We start from the raw sequence: 17,711 nt of genomic DNA, 5'->3' as shown, positions 1-17,711 counted from the left end.
GAGACATGATCCGGAAAGAAGACCGGCGGCTGCGTGTGGGCGTGCTCGGCTGCGGCCCGATCGCACAGTTCGCCCATCTCGAGTCCTGCGTGAAGGCCGGGAATGCCGACCTTTACGCAATTTGTGACACGGCACCTGACCTGCTCGCACGCATGGGTGCGACATACGAACCTCAGAAGATGTATGCCGATTATGACGCGATGCTCGCCGATCCCAAGCTCGAAGCCGTCATCATCGCCACGTCAGACGCCTATCACGTGCCGATGTCGGTCAAGGCGCTCGATGCTGGAAAGCATGTGCTCTGTGAGAAGCCCACCGGTGTGACGATCGAGGAAGGCCAGGCGCTCGCCGACGCCGTCAAGCGCTCCGGCAAAGTGCTGCAGGTCGGTCACATGAAGCGTTTCGACCCGGCGCTGGAGGCCGCCCGGGATTTTGTCCGCGACGATATCGGCGAGATTTTCGCGCTGAAAGCCTGGTACTGCGACTCCACCCACCGCTACACCAACACCGATGCGGTCCAGCCACTGCCGATCACCAGCAAATTCGCCAGGAAACCCGCCGGAAATCCCAAGGCTGACCTACGCCAGTATTTCATGCTGGCGCATGGCTCGCATCTAGTCGATACCGCCCGCTTCCTGTGTGGCGAGATCGTCGCGGTGCGAGCCCGCCTTCTCGAGCGCGCCGGCGCCTATTGCTGGTTCGTGGAAACCGAGTTCGCCAATGGCGCGCTCGGTCATCTCGATCTGACGGTCGCGGTCCGCATGGACTGGCATGAGGGCTTCCAGCTCTATGGCGAAAATGGTTCGGTAATCGCCAAGACCTTCAATCCCTGGTACCTCAGGGCGAGTGAGGTCGAGATCTTCCACGAAAAGGACGCGACGACCCGCAAGCCGCTGGGAGCCGACGGGCACTTCTTCCGCCGGCAACTGGAAGGGCTTGCAGATACCGTGCTGAACGGCGCGCCGATGCGCGGCGCCGATATCCAGGACGGCATCGCCTCCATCCGCGCCATGGTCGCCATCGCCCGCTCGGTGGAAACGGGCGAACGCGTCGAACTCGCAACAGTCACGGGATCGGTCTGATGCAGCTTGGTATCTTTGCAAAGACCTTCCCCGGCACCGATCCCGAGCGCGTGCTCTCGGCCGTGCGTGAAAGTGGGTTTGCGACGACGCAGTTCAATCTCGCCTGTGTCGGCCTGCCATCGATGCCGGATGCAGTGGCGCCGGAAACGATCGCCGCAATCCGCGTGGCATCTGAAGAGACCGGTGTTTCGCTCACGGCACTTTCAGGCACCTACAACATGGCCCATCCGGACAAATCCGTGCGGGATATGGGGCTTAAACAGCTCGGGGTAGTGATCGAAACAGCGGCGGCTTTGCAGATTCCGCTCGTGACGCTTTGCACGGGCAGCCGCCATACGCGGGACCAATGGATGCATCATCCGGACAATGCTCTTCCGTCTGCCTGGGCCGATATGGCGGCCGAAATGGAAAAGGCGCTGGAACTCGCCGAGCGGCACGACATCGATCTTGGCATCGAGCCGGAACAAGCAAACATCGTCACCTCTGCCGCGGATGCAGTGCGGCTGATCGGAGAGATGGGTTCGAAGCGTCTGCGCATCGTGATCGATCCGGCAAATCTCTTCGAGCAGGCGACACCAGCCGAAGTGGCCGACATCGTTGCCAGGGCGATCGATATCTCGGCCGGGCATGTGACGATGGCCCATGCGAAGGACCGCCATGCCGATGGCCGCTTCGCGACAGCGGGTCAGGGTATCGTCGATTTCCCTGCCTTCATCGACGGCCTGCGCGGGACCGGTTTTAACGGCGCGCTCGTCACGCACGGTCTTGCGGCAGCGGAAGCACCCGCCGTCGCCAGATTCCTCTCGGATCTGATCCGATGAAGACGCATATCATCCCCTTCAGACGAGACGATGCCGACCTTGCAGTCCACGACTACGGGACAGGCAAAGCCTTGCTCTTTCAACACGGGCTCGGGGGCAACGAGGCGCAGGTCGCACAGGTCCTCCCCGAGGGACTCGACTGGCGGTCGATCACGACTGAGTGCCGTGGGCATGGCAGCTCGACGCTTGGCACGCGACGCCCCTTCTCGATTGCGATGTTTGCAGCCGACGTCATCGCCGCTGCGGACGAAAAGGGAATAGACCGGTTCATCGCCGGCGGCATCTCCATGGGCGCAGCCATCGCGCTGCATCTGGCAAAAACGCATCCCGAGCGCGTCATGGGTCTCATCCTGGTCCGCCCGGCCTGGTCGTTTGACCGTGCCCCCGATAACCTCGCGCCGATCCGCGAGATCGCGGCATTGCTTCGATCCCATCCGCTTGCCGAAGGCCAGGCATTTTTTGCCAAGTCGGCGACGGCGGAACGTCTGCGGGTGGAAGCGCCTGATAATCTCGCTTCCCTACTCGGCTATTTCGAGCGCCCGGATGCGCCAGCCTTCGCCGACGTGCTAGGCGACATCGCCTCGGATGGAACCGGCGTTTCACAAGAGGACGCGGCAAACCTCGCTATTCCCGCCCTCGTCCTCGGCAACCGGCAGGATACCATTCACCCTCTCGCCGTCGCACAGTTTATGGCTGACGCGCTTCCCAATGCGCATTTCCTCGAAGTGCCCGCGAAGGCGGCTGATGCCGAAGCCCATTTCGCCGCGGTCCGAACCGTCATCCTGCAATTCCTCAACACAGAATTCAAACATCGGAGCCTTGCTTGCTTATGACATCGAAACCTCCCTCAGTCGGCGCCATCGCCGCACTGCCCCGGCACAGACTGCTCGGCGAGTTTTCGCTCTGGTCCGCAGATCTTGCCAATATGGAGCGCGATCTTCGCCGCATCGAACGTTATGTCGATCTCCATCATATCGACGTTGCCGACGCGCGCTTTACGCCCGGCTTCCTGTTCTTTCCCGATTTCGTCGCCCGCATCGCCAAGCTGACGGCAAAACCGATCCATGTGCATCTGATGGTCGAGGCCGAGATTGTCGAGGAGCAGACACGCCAGTTCATCGAGGCAGGCGCCGATCTTATCAGTGTTCATGCCGAGAACGGCGAAGCCGGCTTGCGCGCGGTGGCACTCGCAAAAGAGCTTGGGGCTGAAGCCGGCGTCGTTCTACGGCTGGAAACTCCGGTCGCCGAGGCAGAACCGTTCCTCGCTGAGGTCGCCTTCTTCACGCTGCTCGGGACCTCGATCGGCGTCAAGGGACAAAGCCTTTCGGACAAAGCCTGCGACCGACTGCGCGAAGCGCGCTCGCTGATGAAGCGTGTCGGACGTGAAAAGGAGATCGTTCTTGCGGCGGACGGCGGCATCCGCGAACAGACCGTTCCACTGTTGCGTGCAGCAGGTGCTGAGACGGTCGTGCTCGGATCGCTGGCGTTCGGCGACAAGGATCTGCCGGGCCGTATCGCTTGGCTGCATGCTTTGGAGACCCAGCCCTGATGAGCAGGATTGCGCTTGCATTCGATCTGGGTGGAACGGAGTTGCGCGCCGCACTGGTTGGCGACGGCGGCAAAATGCTGGCGTTCGCGTCGGTGCCAACACGCGCCAGGGATGGACCGGATGCGGTCATCGAACAGATCGCGATGCTTGCGGAGAAAACCTGCTCGGAAGTTCCCGATGCCAGGCCGCTCGGTATCGGCATCGGAGCGCCCGGCCCGCTCGATCCGGTCGCGGGCATCCTCACCGCACCTCCGACCCTCTCGGGCTGGCGTGAAGTCCCCCTCGCGCGCCTCCTTCAGGACCGCTTGAACCTGCCTGTCCGGCTGGAGAACGATGCGAACGCCGCCGCTCTCGGCGAATGGCGTTTCGGCGCCGGCCGCGGCGCGGCCTCGCTGGTTTTCGTCACCGTGTCCACGGGCATAGGCGGCGGAGTGATCTCCGATAACAGGATCGTGCATGGGCGTCGTGGGCTCGCAGGCGAAATCGGCCATATGACCATCACGAGCGAGAGCGAACGATGCCTTTGCGGGGCGGTTGGCTGCTTCGAGGCAGTGGCGTCGGGTACTGCGCTCGGCCGGCGTGCGACGGCTCTGACAAAACCAGGCGACGGCTCGGCGCTGCGAACGCTGTCCCACGACGGCGACGTGACAGGTCGACACGTTGTCGAGGCTGCGCGCGGAGGTGACGAAGCGTCACTTGCGCTGATTGACAAGGAAGCCCACTGGCTGGGCATCGGCTTTACCAATCTGCTTCATCTCTATTCGCCCGACATGATCGTCATGGGTGGTGGAATTTCCTACGGCTACGATCTTCTTCACAAACCGATCGCGGCCACCATTCAGGAGCGAGCGATGCCCGCTTATCGCGACGTGCCGGTCGTGCCGGCGCAGCTCGGCAGGCATGCCGGCTTGATTGGCGCTGCAAGCCTGATCTTTCTCGATTGAGAGATAGCCGAAATACTCACGGGGGTTCGGCTCAGATCAGCAAGCTTCTCGACCGCTTGCCGGCCTCGCCACCCTTGAGATCTAGGAGGAAGAGGGACTGCCGACGCGTTCCGCCGATCTTGCAGGGTATTGGACGGAAGGTTTAGTTTCTAGGGCAGGATTTGTTGTTGTTGTGAAGTCTCAAGCTGGAGAGCGGCAGAGAGCCGAGCGAGGTTTCTTCAAAATTGCCTCCGCGGCCACTATACTCGGCGTCAGAGCCGGGAGAGAGTTTATGCGTCCACTAGCCCAGTGCCAAGCGTTACTGGCCGCGGTTCTCGCGAGCGCTACCGCCGTGGTGTCGACATCCGCGCCCGCTCAGGATCGCCTCGGCGAGCGTGCAGCGATGATCGAGACGATCAAATTGCACGCCCGCTCGGCGCCGTCAGCGGTCGAGGGCCAGGGCATCGATCCGGCTGTGCTGGAGACGATGGGAAACGTGCCGCGCCACTTTTTTGTGCCCGAGGAGCAGCGCGGCGCGGCCTATCGAGATCGGCCACTGCCGATCGGATACGGCCAGACTATCTCGCAGCCCTTCATCGTCGCGCTGATGACCGACCTGATCAACGTTCGGCGTGGCGACGCTGTCCTCGAGATAGGCACTGGCTCGGGTTATCAGGCAGCCGTCTTGTCGCCGCTCGCAGCGAAGGTTTACTCGATTGAGATCATACCCGAACTGGGCGAAAGGGCGGCCGCCCGATTGGCGGAGCTCCGCTTCGACAATGTCGAGGTGAAGGTGGGCGACGGTTACTATGGTTGGCCTGCGCACGCGCCTTTCGACGGTATCGTGGTGACTGCCGCTGCCAGTCACATCCCGCCGCCGCTGGTCGAGCAACTCGCCAAGGGGGGCCGGATGGTCGTCCCCGTGGGCGGCCCCTTCGCGACCCAGTTTCTCATGCTGGTCGAGAAGCGACGGGACGGAAGCATCACGACCCGGCAGCTGCTGCCGGTGGCCTTTGTGCCGCTGAGGGGAGGTAGGGTCCAATGAGAGCGGGGCGCCTGCTGCCAGTTGGTCTCATCTCGGCGGCAACCCTTGCTCACGAAGTGCTGCTGATGCGGCTCTTTTCGATCATTCAGTGGCATCAATTTGCCTATATGATCATAAGCATCGCACTCCTGGGCTTCGGCGCGAGCGGTACGTTCGTTGCCTTGGCCCGCCGCCCCCTGGTGAAACGGTACCCGGCCGCCTTCGCAGCGTCGGCAGCGCTCTTTGGCATCACTGCGGTTGCCAGCTTCGCCGGTGCCGAACGCCTGCCGTTCAACGCGCTCGAGGTCGTCTGGAATCCGGGCCAGCTCGGTTGGCTCGCGGCCATCTATGTTCTCCTGGTCCTGCCGTTCTTTTTTGGTGCAACCTGTATCGGCCTTGCCTTCAGCCGCTATCCTGGCCAGATCGGACGCGTCTATGCCTTCGACCTGGTAGGCGCTGGGGTCGGTGCACTGGGCATCGTCGGACTCTTGTTCCTGGTCTTTCCCTCTGCGGCACTGCGCTTCATCGCTGCGTTGGGATTTGCGGCGGCTGCCCTCGCCGCGACGGGCATGGCTCGCCATCGGCGGCTCGCCGCGGGCAGCCTCGGGCTTGCAGCCGCGGTCATCGCGATGTGGCTGCCACCGTCCTTTACGGCCACCGGCCCGCACATGTCGCAGTACAAGGGCCTAAGCATGGCTCTCGACGTCCCGAATGCATGGGTGGTCGAGGAGCGATCAAGCCCGCTCGGACTATTGACCGTCGTGGAGAGCCCGAGCGTCCCTTTTCGGCACGCGCCGGGCCTCAGCCTCGCCAACACCCAAGAGCCGCCCCCGCAACTCGCCGTCTTCAGCGATGGCGATAGTATTACGGCGATGACCGCCTATGGCGGCGATCCGGCGACGGTCGCTTATCTCGACCGGACAACGGCGGCGCTCCCGTACCGCATGCTTGCGCGGCCGCGAACGCTGGTCCTCGGTGCTGGTGGCGGCGAGCAGGTGCTGCTGGCGCTGCGCACTGGAGCCGATATCGTGGACGCCGTAGAGGTCAACCCGCAGATGATCGACCTGGCTCGCAATCGTTTCGCGAATTTCGTCGGCGGCATCTTCAGCCGACCGAACGTGCATCTGCATCTAGCCGAGGCGCGCGCCTTCGCTGCGACCGCTGGCGAGCGTTACGACCTGATCCAGATGCCGCTCCTTGACTCCTTCAGCGCGGCCGCGGCCGGGGTGCAAAGCATGCATGAGAACTACACCTACACCGTGGAGGCGCTGCGGGATTACCTGGCGGTACTGAAACCAGATGGCGTCGTCGCCATCACGCGATGGCTGCGGGTGCCGCCGCGCGACATCCTCAAGCTGTTCGCCACTGCTATCGCAGCGCTTGAAGCGGATGGCGTGTCCCAGCCCGGCCGGCACCTGGCGCTGATCCGGAGCTGGAACACTGCAACGCTGCTCGTCGCCAAGTCGCCGTTCACGGGCGAGGACATCGCAGCCATCCGCGGCTTCGCGGCCGAGAATTTCTTTGACGTCTCCTGGGCGCCGGGCATCTCCGCGAGCGACGTGAACCGCTTCAACCAACTCGACCGGGAATATCTCTACGAGGGAGCAGTCGCTCTCCTCGGCCCTGAGCGAGCCGACTTCACAGAGCGCTACAAGTTCGATATTGCACCGGCCACTGACGATCGCCCCTATTTCTTCGACTTTTTCCGCTGGCGTGCGCTGCCCGAACTCCTGACGCTGCGCACGCAAGGTGGGGCAGCGATGCTCGACTGGGGCTACTTGATCCTGGTGACGACGCTCGTCCAGGCCGCGATCCTCAGTGCCGTGCTGATCCTGCTGCCGCTCTGGCTTCGCCGGCGCGCACTCGGGAGAGCCGGACACCGGCTGCGCTTCGGGCTCTATTTCCTTACCTTGGGGCTGGCCTTTCTCTTCATTGAGATCGCCTTCATCCAGCGCTTCGTGCTGTTCCTCGGCCATCCGCTCTACGCTGTCGCTGTCGTGCTTGCGGGTTTCCTTGCCTTCGCCGGTCTCGGCAGCGCCGTAGCCGCGCGCTGGACGGAGGCGGTCGGACGCGGATCGGCGGTGCGCGGCATCACCCTCGCGGTCCTGGTGATCGCATTCCTGGCTGGCACCTACCTGCTTGCGCTGCCCTTGATATTCGAACGACTGCTGGCACTCCCAGATGCTGCGAAGATCGCGATCGCACTCCTCCTCATAGCGCCGCTCGCCGTCTTCATGGGCATGCCGTTCCCCCTCGGCCTCGGCCATGTCGGCGCATGCTCCGAGCAGTTTATTCCCTGGGCGTGGGGGATCAATGGCTGTGCGTCGGTGCTGAGCGCGATCCTCGCCGCACTGCTTGCAATGCATGTCGGGTTCACTGGCGTCGTGACGATCGCCACCATCCTCTATCTTGTCGCCCCGGCCTTACTCGCCGGGTCGTGGGACCGATACGATCAGCAGACGTCGCAAGGCTTATCGGAATCGGAACCGTTCGTGAGTTAAACCAGCCGCCGGAAACAACCCTGCTACCCGCTTGTCATAGGCGGCCTGCCTCTCGGCAAGGCCGCCGCCATCGAACACGACTACCGTATGGTCGTTCAGCGTCACCTCGGTGAAAACCGTTATGTGATCGACCAGCTTCCCAAGATTGAGCCGCGCGTTATAGCTCGTAATGTAGCCTGCTTTTTCCAGCCGCTTCACTCGCGCAAGACAGGGCCTCGGAGAAAGCCCCACAGCTTGCGCGAGATCCACGTTGGACAGCCGACTGTTCTGCTGCAACTGCCCGAGAATGTTAATGTCGATACGGTCGAGCTTCGGCAGTCCCAGCATGCGAGCAGTCCCTCACAAAAATGATTAACCTTGCTTCCTCAAGTCTTCCTGGTGCGCCTTCGCCAGATCCGCCATGCTGTCGAAGCGGAAGTCATACTTGGGCATTTCTCCAGGATGCATGGTAGCGCCGAAGCCTTCCTGGTCGTAGCGGCGGTAGATCCAGCAGGATGCGAGACCATACTTGTTGGCCGGACCGTGATCATGAAACATGCTTGCGGCGACGATGCGATGGGAGAGCTGGATGCTGCCAACCGAGATGGGCGTGAAAAGAGAGGTCATCGGATACTCCAATGAAAGAACGCAAGGGGCAAAACGCCTTCAATTAGCGGCTTTCCTTGGGTTCGGTTTCGTTTTGACCGGCGTTCTCGCCGATCGGCCAAGTCTTCCTTTCCGCGGGACAGAATGTTTCCGTCCTGCGGTTCTCGAACCATTCTCCAATGCGTGCCCTAATGCCGCTTCTGGCTTCGGTCACAGGGTGGCGTTCGGCTCCCGGTTTCCCATTCTCCTTGATGAGCGCAGCCCAGTCCTGCCGGGCTCGCTAGAAACCGATCAGGACAACCGGGATATCATCGACGCGCCTTTCCTGGGGCTCGTGCCGCGCGGCTGATAGGCGCGCTGGTCACGCAGGATCTGGAAGGCGATCGTCAAAAGCTTGCGCGCGATCGCAACACGCGCCTTGTTCACTCCTCTGAACTTCAGGTGTTCATACTGGGCGCGAAGCTGCGCATCGCTGGCGATGGCAGGGGTGACGGCTTCAACAAAGGCCCAGCGCAGCCACTTGTTGCCCTGCTTGATGATCTTGCCGTGAAAGGTCTTGCCGCCGGAGGAATAGGTCGAGGGCACCAGCCCGGCATAGGCGGCGAGCTTCTTCGGGTTACTGAACCGCGCTATGTCGTCGATCTCCGCGTCGATCAATCGGGCAAAGAACTCGCCGATGCCGGGGATCGTCTTCAACAGCTTCACATTGGCATTGGCCTTGGTCATTGCCCGGATCGTTGCTTCCGACTGTTTGATGCGCACGTCGATGTCGCCGATGAATTCGAGGCCACGATTGATCTGGATGCGGTCGATCTCTGAGACGTTCACTTGAGCCAGCTGGATGCGGCCGGCCCTGCCGAACAGATCGCCGAGCTTCTTCAGCTGCGCCGTCTGCTCCGGATAGCGATCAAATACCGTGACGATGCGGTTTTTGGTCATCGTGCGCAGCCGCACGTAAAACATCCGCTCGCGCAGCGCGACGCGAAGGTCTCGCGATCTCTCGCTGGGTGCCCAGGCCTCCGGTACCAGATCGGCTCTGAGCAGATGCGCCAGCACCGTCGCATCGATCTTGTCGGTCTTGATCTTGGCGTCGGCAATCGCCTTGACCTTCAAGGGATGGGCGAGAACGACATCATCGCAAATGTCGTCGAGCCAGTCGTACATCACCATCCAGTTGCGGGTCGCCTCGACAACCGCGTGGCTGTTCTCGCGGTAGCGTTCGAGAAACCCGCCGAGCGACTGACGGTCGTTCTTAACACGGCCAGAGCGCAGCGTTTTGCCTGCCGAATCCTGCACCACCAGGTGGCTATAGGATTTGTGGTAGTCCACGCCGATATGGTAATCATAAGAGGCAGTCATGCTTCCAACTCCCTTATTGAGATTTGCAAAACCCCAATAGGATAAGCCGAAAGGCTGGAAGTGTGACTGTCCCTCGATCATCCACTGCATCTCGGTGATCCGTTCTCTCAGCGGCCGCGGCCTCTTTCATGCCAGCTCCTTGAAGCGAGGCCGGCAACGCAGGCGATTGTTCGAAACAAGCAAGCTTCCAGGCCATGAGACGGACTGCAGCCACCGCCCAAGAATTCGCTTCGTGCGCTGAACATCTCAGCGACAGGCCCGCAATCTCGGGCACGCAGCCTTGAAAAAGGTCGCGCTAGGCCCTGGGAAACTCTGTTCCTGTGAGATAAAATCACAGCGTCGCGGCTATGCCAGTAGCCGTTCTCTTTGGGCATCACCCATCCGCAATACCTCGTCCTCAGCGTGCTCTGGGAAGGGGACGGTCAAACGACCCGTTGGTCAAGCGCCTGGAACATGCGGGACTGGTCGTTCGCCAACGGTGATGGTGCTGGGTTCGAGGGCCAGCCGGTCGGCGATGCCGGAAATCGCAGCACGCGCGATGAACGGCAAGTCGGCGTGCATCTGACCGACAGCGGAAAGGCTCTGCGATCGCGAACGGCATGTCTGACGGACACCTGCTGCAGCGCTCCGGGATGACAGTGGAAGAGATCATCTCGCTCAATGAGCGCATTCAGACGTTTCGAAAGGCCTTGACTGAATACGGAGCCGACTAGAGCGTTTCCGCGTTTTTCTGAATCGTGTCGGATTCCCAAATCAGATTTGTTCTGATTCATTTGATGCTGGCTGGATGGAGGCCAGCATCACATGACCGCACCGTTATCGAATGATCTTCGTGAGCGTGTTGTTGCAGCCGTCCTGAACGGCGAAAGTGTCCGTGCCGTGGCTGCCCGTTTTGAGGTGGCCGCGTCTTCGGTGGTGAAGTGGTCCCAGCGCCACCGCGCGACCGGATCGGTTCGTCCCGGCAAGATGGGCGGCCATCGCAAACGCATTCTGGAGCCGCATCGTGGTTTCATTGCCGAGCGGCTCGAGCAGAACCCGCATCTGACGCTGCATGGCCTGAAAGCCGAATTGGCGTCGCGAGGCATTGCCGTCTCCCACAATACCGTCTGGGAGTTCATCCGCAGCGAAGGGCTGCGCTTCAAAAAAACGCTGTTCGCCCTTGAGCAGGCCCGCGCCGATGTCGCCCGCAGAAGAGAGCGATGGAAGACCTTGCAACGGCATCTCGATCCGGGACGCCTTGTCTTCAACGACGAGACCTGGATCAAGACTAACATGACACCCATCAGGGGCTGGGGACCGAAAGGCAGGCGTCTGCGGGCGTTCGCGCCGCACGGTCACTGGCGCACGCTGACATTCCTCGGTGCCTTGAGGAACGACCGGCTGACAGCGCCTTGCGTCTTCGATGGACCGATCAACGGCCAATGCTTTCGCGCCTATGTCGAGCAGCAGTTGGTCCCCGTCCTCAAGCCAGGCGACATCGTCATCATGGACAATCTCGGCAGCCACAAGTCCGCGACAATCCGTCAGGCTATCAAAGCCGCCGGTGCACGGCTCTGGTTCCTGCCGCCCTATTCACCGGACCTCAATCCGATCGAGCAAGCCTTTTCGAAGATCAAGCATTGGATGCGCAACGCACAAAAGCGGACCATCGACGATACCTGGCGGTCCATCGGCAGGCTCGTTGAAACAATCAAACCCGACGAATGCGCCAACTATCTCGAGAATGCTGGCTATGTTGCCGTCAAAACATGAAATGCTCTAAGGGCGTGGCTCGGATCGAACGAGGTCGCTTTCGCGGCTCGGAATATTCTCTATTAGTCCGCCTTGCCCCCTGATGGGACCTTCCTCTCGGAAGTCAGCAAACGATTGAACGCAAGCAACTCCTGTGCCGCGCAGACAGGTCGTACGGCCTACGCCGGGCGAGAACGCGCCGCTCGGAAGCTGCCGCTAGAAGCGACATGTGCCTGACCCTCGTCACCAACTCAAACAGTCAGATGGCGACGCGCCTCCGGCGTATCCAGCGTTTCGGCCAGCCCCTCGTGAACGATCTCGCCGCGATCCATGATGTAGACGTAGTCTGCAAGCTCGCGGCAGAAATCGAGGTACTGCTCGACCAGCAGGATAGCCATGCCGGTGCTGTCGCGCAGATAGCGGATCGCCCGACCGATATCCTTGATGATCGAGGGCTGGATACCTTCCGTCGGTTCGTCGAGAACCAGAATTTTCGGCCGCGTCACCATCGCCCGGCCGATCGCCAGTTGCTGCTGCTGCCCTCCTGACAGGTCGCCGCCGCGCCGCCCCAGCATCGATTGCAGCACCGGAAACAGGCTGAAGATGTCGTCGGGGATGTTTTTGTCACGGCGCGAAAGCGGCGCAAAGCCCGTCTCCAGGTTTTCCTTGACCGTCAGCAGCGGGAATATCTCGCGCCCCTGCGGCACGTAGCCGATCCCCTGTTTGGCACGGGCGTAGGGCGGCAACCCATTGAGCTTGACGTCGTTGAAGGTCACCGCCCCGGCAGATAGGGGGTGCTGGCCGGTAACGGCGCGAAGAAGAGAGCTCTTCCCCACGCCGTTCCGCCCCAGCACACACGTAATCTTTCCCGTCTCCGCCTTGATGGAGATCCCACGCAGCGCCTGTGCTGCGCCATAATGGAGGTTCGCATTCTCGACTGTCAGCATCTCAGCGCCCCAGATAGTTTTCGATCACCTTCGGATCGGAGCTCACGAAATCGATTGATCCCTCGGCCAGCACGGAGCCTTCCGCAAGACACGTGACCTTGACGCCAAGGTCGCGAATGAAGCCCATGTCGTGCTCGACGACAACGACGGAGCGGGTCTTGGCGATCTCCTTGAGCAGGATGGCCGTCTCAGATGTTTCCGCATCGGTCATCCCGGCCACCGGCTCGTCGACGAGAAGCAGCTTCGGCTCCTGTGCCAGCAGCATGCCGATCTCCAGCCACTGCTTCTGCCCATGCGAGAGATTGGCCGCAGGATCGTCCCGACGATGCGTGAGCCGCACCGTCGCCAGGATTTCATCGATGCGGGCGCGGTCATCGGCAGACAGCCGATAGAACAGCGTTGGGAAGACACCGCGTTTGCGGTTCAGTGCCAGCTCGAGATTGTCCCAGACGGTGTGGCTTTCGAAAACCGTCGGCTTCTGGAATTTACGGCCGATGCCGAGCTGGGCGATGTCGGCCTCATCAAGCTTCGTCAAGTCTGTCTGGCCGTTGAAATAGACTTCGCCGGCGTCGGGGCGCGTCTTGCCGGTGATGATATCCATCATCGTCGTCTTGCCGGCACCGTTCGGGCCGATGATCGCGCGCAACTCGCCCGGCTCGATCACGATCGAGAGCGCGTTCAGTGCCTTGAAGCCGTCGAAGGAAACCGAGACGTTGTTGAGATAGAGAACGCTGTTGGGTTTGACATCGGGGATCATGGCGCTCACTCCGCGGCCTGGATTTTTGCGTCAACGCCGTCTTCCTGCTTGGCAGGCGACGCATCAGCGGGGAGCCGTTTGCGCTTGCCCAGAAACTGCGCCAGCGTGCCGACGATGCCCTTGGGCAGGAACACGGTGACCGCAACAAACAGGCCACCGAGCGCAAACAGCCAGAACTCAGGGAAGAGACCCGTGAAAATCGTCTTGCCGCCGTTGACAAGGATGGCGCCGATGATCGGCCCGATCAGCGTCGAGCGACCGCCGACAGCCGTCCAGATGACGACTTCGATCGAATTGGCCGGCGCGAATTCGCCGGGATTGATAATGCCGACCTGCGGCACGTAGAGGGCACCTGCTATGCCTGCCATCATTGCCGAGACGACAAAAGTGAAGAGCTTGAAATGCTCGACGCGGTAGCCGAGGAAGCGGGTACGGCTTTCCGCATCGCGAACGCCGACCAGAACCTTGCCGAACTTCGAGCGCACGATTGCGGACGCCAGCATCAGCGACAGCGCCAGGAAGATCGCGGTTGCAGCAAAGAGTGCTGCACGCGTTCCGTCCGCCTGCACGTTGTAGCCGAGGATTTCCTTGAAATCGGTCATGCCGTTGTTGCCGCCGAAACCCATGTCGTTGCGGAAGAAGGCAAGTAGCAGGGCGTAGGTCATCGCCTGGGTGATGATCGAGAGATAGACGCCATTGACCCTGCTGCGGAAGGCGAACCAGCCGAAAACGAAGGCAAGCAGCCCGGGTACCAAGAGCACCATGATCGCAGCGAACCAGAAGTGGTTGAAGCCGTACCAGAACCAGGGAAGGTCCTTCCAGTTCAGGAACACCATGAAGTCGGGCAGGATCGGGTCGCCATAGACGCCGCGCGAGCCGATCTGCCGCATCAGGTACATTCCCATCGCATAGCCGCCAAGCGCAAAGAAGGCGCCGTGGCCAAGCGAGAGGATGCCGCAGAACCCCCAGACAAGATCGAGTGCCAGCGCCAACAGCGCGTAGGTCAGGTATTTGCCGAACAGCGCCATGATGTAGGTGGGGATGTGCAGCGGGTTCGTCGGCGCCGTCATCAGGTTCAGAACGGGCACCAGGACGGCGATTGCCAGAAGAAGAACGAGCGCAATGACGATCTTGCGATCGAGAGACCGGAGAAGGAAGGCCGTAATCATGCTTCCACCGCCCTTCCTTTGAGTGCGAAGAGCCCACGCGGACGCTTCTGGATGAAGAGAATGATGAGGACGAGCACCAGGATCTTGCCGAGCACGGCACCGGCGAAGGGCTCGAGGAACTTGTTGACGACACCGAGCGACAGCGCGCCGACGAGCGTACCCCATAGATTGCCGACACCGCCGAAGACCACGACCATGAAGCTGTCGATGATGTAGCTCTGGCCGAGGTTCGGCGAGACGTTGTCGATCTGTGAGAGCGCCACCCCCGCCATGCCGGCAATGCCGGAGCCGAGCGCAAAGGTGAAGGCATCGACCCAGCCGGTGCGGATGCCCATCGAAGATGCCATGCGACGGTTTTGCGTAACAGCGCGCATCTGCAGACCGAAGGCGGAACGCTTCAGCAGCATGAACAGTGTCACGAAGACGGCCATCGAGAAGACGATGATCCAGAGGCGGTTCCAGGTGATCGACAGACCGCCGAGTTCGAAGGCGCCGGACATCCAGCTCGGATTGCGAACTTCGCGGTTAGTCGGACCGAAGACGGAACGAACGGCCTGCTGCAGGATCAGTGACACGCCCCACGTCGCCAAGAGCGTCTCGAGCGGCCGGCCGTAGAGGTAGCGGATGACGAGGCGCTCGATCACCAGACCGACGAAGCCGGTAAACACGAAGGCCGCAGGAACGGCAAAGGCAAGCGAATACGTGGCGAGCCCCGGAAATGCGGAGGCGATGTACTCCTGGACGACATAGGTCGTATAGGCGCCGATCATCACCATCTCGCCATGCGCCATGTTGATCACGCCCATGACGCCGAAGGTAATGGCAAGACCGATCGCAGCAAGCAGAAGCACCGAGCCGAGCGACAAGCCATACCAGATGTTCTGAACGACATCCCATAGGGCAAGACTACGATTGATCGAATTGATATGGGCTTGAATCTCGACCTTGAGTTCCTCAGGCGCCGTTGCCATCGCGGTTGTCAGGATGGTCAGAGCGTTGCGCCCTCCGCGGTCGGCAATCGTATCGACGGCGGCTTTCTTGTCCTCGGCGCTGACGTCGCTTTTCAACGTCATCACCGCACGGGCGGCCTCCATCGTGTTCTTGACCTCGAGGTCCTTCTCTTCCGCCAGCGCGGAATTCAGGAGATCAAGGTTCGAGGGGTCCGCGTCTCTGAGCAAGCCTTGGGCTGCTGCGAGCCGCGCATCTCGATCAGGGCTCAGCAGGGTCAGCTGGCTCATCGCCGTGCTGATGACGCCGCGAAGCGAATTGTTGATCTTGACCTTGGACATGTAGTCCGGATCGACGTCGGCGACTGCTTCGCCGCTGATCGGGTCGGAATAGGTCGGCTCATCCTCCGTACCGCCCTGCAAGAGAACCGGGCCACCACTTTCGGAATTTACAAAAAGCTGGCCGTCGCTGAGCTGCTGCAGGATCTTGCTGACGTGGGAATCCCCAGAGGCGACGAGCGCCCTGATGGCAGCCTCGCGTTCCGGGAAGTCACCGACGCCGAGCGCATCGATCAGGGGGTGAATGTCTTCCTGTGCCTTGAGCACCGTCGCAAAGGCCGGCATTGCCAGGCAAAGCGTCAGAAGCAGAATCTTGATGGCGCGACACATCGGCTTTCTTGCCTCGGTTATCGTTGGCCTTCCGGCGCAATCGGGAGAAATCAGTCTTCAAGTCGGCATCGATGCAATGCAGGGACCGCTTTGCCGTCCGAAGCGTCCATGCAGCGCTTTGCAGATGGACCTTCCGCCCGGACAGGAGAGACCGGGCGGAAGTCTTCAGGCACTCAGAGTGACGGAGTGGGAGTCACTCAGGAGCCCTTGCCGCCGCACTTGCCCGTGGCAACGTTGAAGTTGCCGCAGTTCATGGGCTTGCGCCAATCGGAGATCAGGTCCTTGGAGTCCGGCAGGTAGTCGGACCATTCGTCGCCGACGACTGCTGGTGTCTGCTGGACGATTTCGAACTGTCCGTTGCCCTGGATTTCACCAATGAGAACCGGCTTGGTGATGTGGTGGTTCGGCATGACGGTCGCATAGCCGCCCGACAGGTTCGGAACCGTGGTGCCGATAATGGTGTCGAGCACCTTGTCCGTGTCGGTCGTGCCGGCAGCCTGGACGGCCTTAACCCACGCGTTGAAGCCGATATAGGCAGCTTCCATCGGGTCGTTGGTCACGCGCTTGTCGTTCTTGGTGAACGCGTGCCATTCCTTGATGAACTTCTTGTTGGCCGGGCTTTCGACCGACTCGAAGTAGTTCCAGGCGGCGAGGTGGCCGACGAGCGGCTTGGTGTCGAGACCGGCAAGTTCTTCTTCGCCGACCGAGAAGGCGACGACCGGGATGTCGGTTGCCTTGACGCCCTGGTTGCCGAGTTCCTTGTAGAACGGAACGTTGGCGTCACCGTTGATGGTGGAGACGACGGCGGTCTTCTTGCCGGCAGCGCCGAATTCCTTGATCTTGGAAACCTCGGTCTGCCAATCGGAGAAGCCGAACGGCGTGTAGTTGATGATGATGTCTTCCTTCGGAATGCCCTTGGCGATCAGGTAGGCTTCCAGGATCTTGTTGGTGGTGCGCGGATAGACGTAGTCGGTGCCTTCGAGAACGAAGCGCTTAACGCCTTCCTTTTCCATCAGGTAGTCGACAGCCGGGATAGCCTGCTGGTTCGGAGCAGCACCAGTGTAGAAGATGTTGCGCGAGGACTCTTCACCCTCGTACTGGACCGGGTAGAAGAGAATCGAGTTCAGTTCTTCGAAAACCGGCAGAACCGACTTGCGCGACGACGAGGTCCAGCAGCCAAAGACGGCCGCGACCTTGTCCTTTTCGATCAGCTCGCGTGCCTTTTCGGCAAACAGCGGCCAGTCGGAAGCCGGATCGACGACGACCGCTTCGAGCTTCTTGCCGAGAAGGCCGCCCTTCTTGTTCTGCTCGTCGATGAGCATCAGCATGGCGTCTTTCAGCGTCGTTTCGGAAATCGCCATCGTGCCGGACAGCGAATGAAGCACGCCGACCTTGATGGTGTCGTCAGCCGCAACGGCTCCATGGAATGCGGCTGTCGCCGACATGACGGCGCCGAGTGCGGCGCCCGTGATATAGGACTTGAGATTCATCTGGTTGATCCCCTCTTCTTGTTCGACAACAGACCGAAAACGGAAGTTAACTGTTGCTTAAGGGACTATCCGGTGCTGCACTGCGAAAGCGTATACGTAATATGACGTAGTAGACGGGGCGAAATGTGCAGTTTTGCGTTGCAGCACACTCTTAAGC

Annotated in this window: 16 protein-coding genes; 8 read left to right on the top strand and 8 right to left on the bottom strand. The window is 61.2% G+C overall.

Features of this window, described 5'->3' with window-relative positions; all coding sequences use genetic code 11:
* Nucleotides 1–5 precede the first annotated feature (5 nt).
* The 7 genes from ACSQ9D_RS30230 to ACSQ9D_RS30200 all read left to right on the top strand — a co-directional run bounded on the left by ACSQ9D_RS30230 (nucleotide 6) and on the right by ACSQ9D_RS30200 (nucleotide 7,900).
* Nucleotides 6–1,082 (top strand): Gfo/Idh/MocA family protein, encoded by a 1,077-nt coding sequence (locus ACSQ9D_RS30230; protein ID WP_436285495.1) that lies wholly within the window; start codon nucleotides 6–8, stop codon nucleotides 1,080–1,082.
* Nucleotides 1,082–1,903 (top strand): sugar phosphate isomerase/epimerase family protein, encoded by an 822-nt coding sequence (locus ACSQ9D_RS30225; protein WP_436285494.1) that lies wholly within the window; start codon nucleotides 1,082–1,084, stop codon nucleotides 1,901–1,903. The genes ACSQ9D_RS30230 and ACSQ9D_RS30225 overlap by 1 nt, the downstream gene beginning before the upstream one ends.
* Nucleotides 1,900–2,736: an alpha/beta fold hydrolase gene (locus tag ACSQ9D_RS30220; RefSeq protein ID WP_436285493.1), complete on the top strand. Its 837-nt coding sequence runs from the start codon at nucleotides 1,900–1,902 to the stop codon at nucleotides 2,734–2,736. The genes ACSQ9D_RS30225 and ACSQ9D_RS30220 overlap by 4 nt, the downstream gene beginning before the upstream one ends.
* Nucleotides 2,733–3,452, top strand: a complete 720-nt coding sequence (locus ACSQ9D_RS30215) for a ribulose-phosphate 3-epimerase (protein WP_436285492.1) — start codon at nucleotides 2,733–2,735, stop codon at nucleotides 3,450–3,452. Before ACSQ9D_RS30220 ends, ACSQ9D_RS30215 begins: the two co-directional genes overlap by 4 nt.
* Nucleotides 3,452–4,396, top strand: a complete 945-nt coding sequence (locus tag ACSQ9D_RS30210; RefSeq protein ID WP_436285491.1) for an ROK family protein — start codon at nucleotides 3,452–3,454, stop codon at nucleotides 4,394–4,396. Before ACSQ9D_RS30215 ends, ACSQ9D_RS30210 begins: the two co-directional genes overlap by 1 nt.
* A gap of 271 nt (nucleotides 4,397–4,667) precedes the next feature.
* Nucleotides 4,668–5,420, top strand: coding sequence for a protein-L-isoaspartate(D-aspartate) O-methyltransferase (locus tag ACSQ9D_RS30205; RefSeq protein WP_436285490.1), 753 nt, complete (start codon nucleotides 4,668–4,670; stop codon nucleotides 5,418–5,420).
* The gene (locus tag ACSQ9D_RS30200) at nucleotides 5,417–7,900 is read left to right on the top strand and encodes an SAM-dependent methyltransferase (protein WP_436285489.1); all 2,484 of its coding nucleotides are present in this window, start codon (nucleotides 5,417–5,419) and stop codon (nucleotides 7,898–7,900) included. The genes ACSQ9D_RS30205 and ACSQ9D_RS30200 overlap by 4 nt, the downstream gene beginning before the upstream one ends.
* Here the strand turns inward: ACSQ9D_RS30200 and ACSQ9D_RS30195 are convergent.
* From ACSQ9D_RS30195 to ACSQ9D_RS30185, 3 genes are all read right to left on the bottom strand, one after another.
* Complete coding sequence (locus tag ACSQ9D_RS30195; RefSeq protein ID WP_436285488.1) at nucleotides 7,871–8,227, bottom strand: winged helix-turn-helix transcriptional regulator; 357 nt, start codon at nucleotides 8,225–8,227, stop codon at nucleotides 7,871–7,873. The genes ACSQ9D_RS30200 and ACSQ9D_RS30195 overlap by 30 nt on opposite strands.
* Before the next feature lie 24 nt (nucleotides 8,228–8,251).
* Nucleotides 8,252–8,506: a hypothetical protein gene (locus ACSQ9D_RS30190; protein WP_436285487.1), complete on the bottom strand. Its 255-nt coding sequence runs from the start codon at nucleotides 8,504–8,506 to the stop codon at nucleotides 8,252–8,254.
* Between the two features lie 270 nt (nucleotides 8,507–8,776).
* Nucleotides 8,777–9,844, bottom strand: coding sequence for an IS110 family transposase (locus tag ACSQ9D_RS30185; protein ID WP_436283844.1), 1,068 nt, complete (start codon nucleotides 9,842–9,844; stop codon nucleotides 8,777–8,779).
* A gap of 804 nt (nucleotides 9,845–10,648) precedes the next feature.
* On the opposite strand from ACSQ9D_RS30185, the gene ACSQ9D_RS30180 reads away from it, so the two are divergent.
* Entirely contained in the window at nucleotides 10,649–11,596 is a 948-nt protein-coding gene (locus tag ACSQ9D_RS30180) for an IS630 family transposase (protein WP_436285486.1), read from the top strand.
* Between the two features lie 230 nt (nucleotides 11,597–11,826).
* Here the strand turns inward: ACSQ9D_RS30180 and urtE are convergent, their stop codons facing one another.
* From urtE to urtA, 5 genes are all read right to left on the bottom strand, one after another.
* On the bottom strand, nucleotides 11,827–12,522 hold the full coding sequence (urtE, locus tag ACSQ9D_RS30175; RefSeq protein WP_436285485.1) for an urea ABC transporter ATP-binding subunit UrtE: 696 nt from the start codon (nucleotides 12,520–12,522) through the stop codon (nucleotides 11,827–11,829).
* A 1-nt stretch (nucleotide 12,523) separates the two neighbouring features.
* Nucleotides 12,524–13,279 (bottom strand): urea ABC transporter ATP-binding protein UrtD, encoded by a 756-nt coding sequence (urtD, locus tag ACSQ9D_RS30170; protein ID WP_436285484.1) that lies wholly within the window; start codon nucleotides 13,277–13,279, stop codon nucleotides 12,524–12,526.
* Nucleotides 13,280–13,284: 5 nt separating this feature from the next.
* Entirely contained in the window at nucleotides 13,285–14,448 is a 1,164-nt protein-coding gene (urtC, locus tag ACSQ9D_RS30165; protein WP_436285483.1) for an urea ABC transporter permease subunit UrtC, read from the bottom strand.
* Complete coding sequence (gene urtB / locus ACSQ9D_RS30160) at nucleotides 14,445–16,064, bottom strand: urea ABC transporter permease subunit UrtB (RefSeq protein WP_436285482.1); 1,620 nt, start codon at nucleotides 16,062–16,064, stop codon at nucleotides 14,445–14,447. The genes urtC and urtB overlap by 4 nt, the downstream gene beginning before the upstream one ends.
* A 197-nt stretch (nucleotides 16,065–16,261) precedes the next feature.
* A complete protein-coding gene (gene urtA / locus ACSQ9D_RS30155; protein ID WP_307147355.1) occupies nucleotides 16,262–17,554 on the bottom strand; it encodes an urea ABC transporter substrate-binding protein in 1,293 nt (430 codons plus the stop codon).
* Nucleotides 17,555–17,711: the final 157 nt, after the last annotated feature.

It is taken from the genome of Rhizobium sp. LjRoot258, from assembly GCF_964254185.1.
Taxonomy (GTDB): domain Bacteria; phylum Pseudomonadota; class Alphaproteobacteria; order Rhizobiales; family Rhizobiaceae; genus Rhizobium.
Note: the sequence above shows the minus strand (reverse complement) of the source record. Positions and strands in the feature narration are given on the sequence as shown.

Bases quoted from the DNA above. Each gene is read 5' to 3' on its own strand.
- urtD (WP_436285484.1), bottom strand. From the start codon at position 13,279: ATGATCCCCGATGTCAAACCCAACAGCGTTCTCTATCTCAACAACGTC.
- urtB (WP_436285482.1), bottom strand. From the start codon at position 16,064: ATGTGTCGCGCCATCAAGATTCTGCTTCTGACGCTTTGCCTGGCAATG.
- ACSQ9D_RS30220 (WP_436285493.1), top strand. From the start codon at position 1,900: ATGAAGACGCATATCATCCCCTTCAGACGAGACGATGCCGACCTTGCA.
- urtE (WP_436285485.1), bottom strand. From the start codon at position 12,522: ATGCTGACAGTCGAGAATGCGAACCTCCATTATGGCGCAGCACAGGCG.
- ACSQ9D_RS30205 (WP_436285490.1), top strand. From the start codon at position 4,668: ATGCGTCCACTAGCCCAGTGCCAAGCGTTACTGGCCGCGGTTCTCGCG.
- ACSQ9D_RS30210 (WP_436285491.1), top strand. From the start codon at position 3,452: ATGAGCAGGATTGCGCTTGCATTCGATCTGGGTGGAACGGAGTTGCGC.
- ACSQ9D_RS30200 (WP_436285489.1), top strand. From the start codon at position 5,417: ATGAGAGCGGGGCGCCTGCTGCCAGTTGGTCTCATCTCGGCGGCAACC.
- urtC (WP_436285483.1), bottom strand. From the start codon at position 14,448: ATGATTACGGCCTTCCTTCTCCGGTCTCTCGATCGCAAGATCGTCATT.
- ACSQ9D_RS30190 (WP_436285487.1), bottom strand. From the start codon at position 8,506: ATGACCTCTCTTTTCACGCCCATCTCGGTTGGCAGCATCCAGCTCTCC.
- urtA (WP_307147355.1), bottom strand. From the start codon at position 17,554: ATGAATCTCAAGTCCTATATCACGGGCGCCGCACTCGGCGCCGTCATG.
- ACSQ9D_RS30180 (WP_436285486.1), top strand. From the start codon at position 10,649: ATGACCGCACCGTTATCGAATGATCTTCGTGAGCGTGTTGTTGCAGCC.
- ACSQ9D_RS30185 (WP_436283844.1), bottom strand. From the start codon at position 9,844: ATGACTGCCTCTTATGATTACCATATCGGCGTGGACTACCACAAATCC.
- ACSQ9D_RS30215 (WP_436285492.1), top strand. From the start codon at position 2,733: ATGACATCGAAACCTCCCTCAGTCGGCGCCATCGCCGCACTGCCCCGG.
- ACSQ9D_RS30195 (WP_436285488.1), bottom strand. From the start codon at position 8,227: ATGCTGGGACTGCCGAAGCTCGACCGTATCGACATTAACATTCTCGGG.
- ACSQ9D_RS30230 (WP_436285495.1), top strand. From the start codon at position 6: ATGATCCGGAAAGAAGACCGGCGGCTGCGTGTGGGCGTGCTCGGCTGC.
- ACSQ9D_RS30225 (WP_436285494.1), top strand. From the start codon at position 1,082: ATGCAGCTTGGTATCTTTGCAAAGACCTTCCCCGGCACCGATCCCGAG.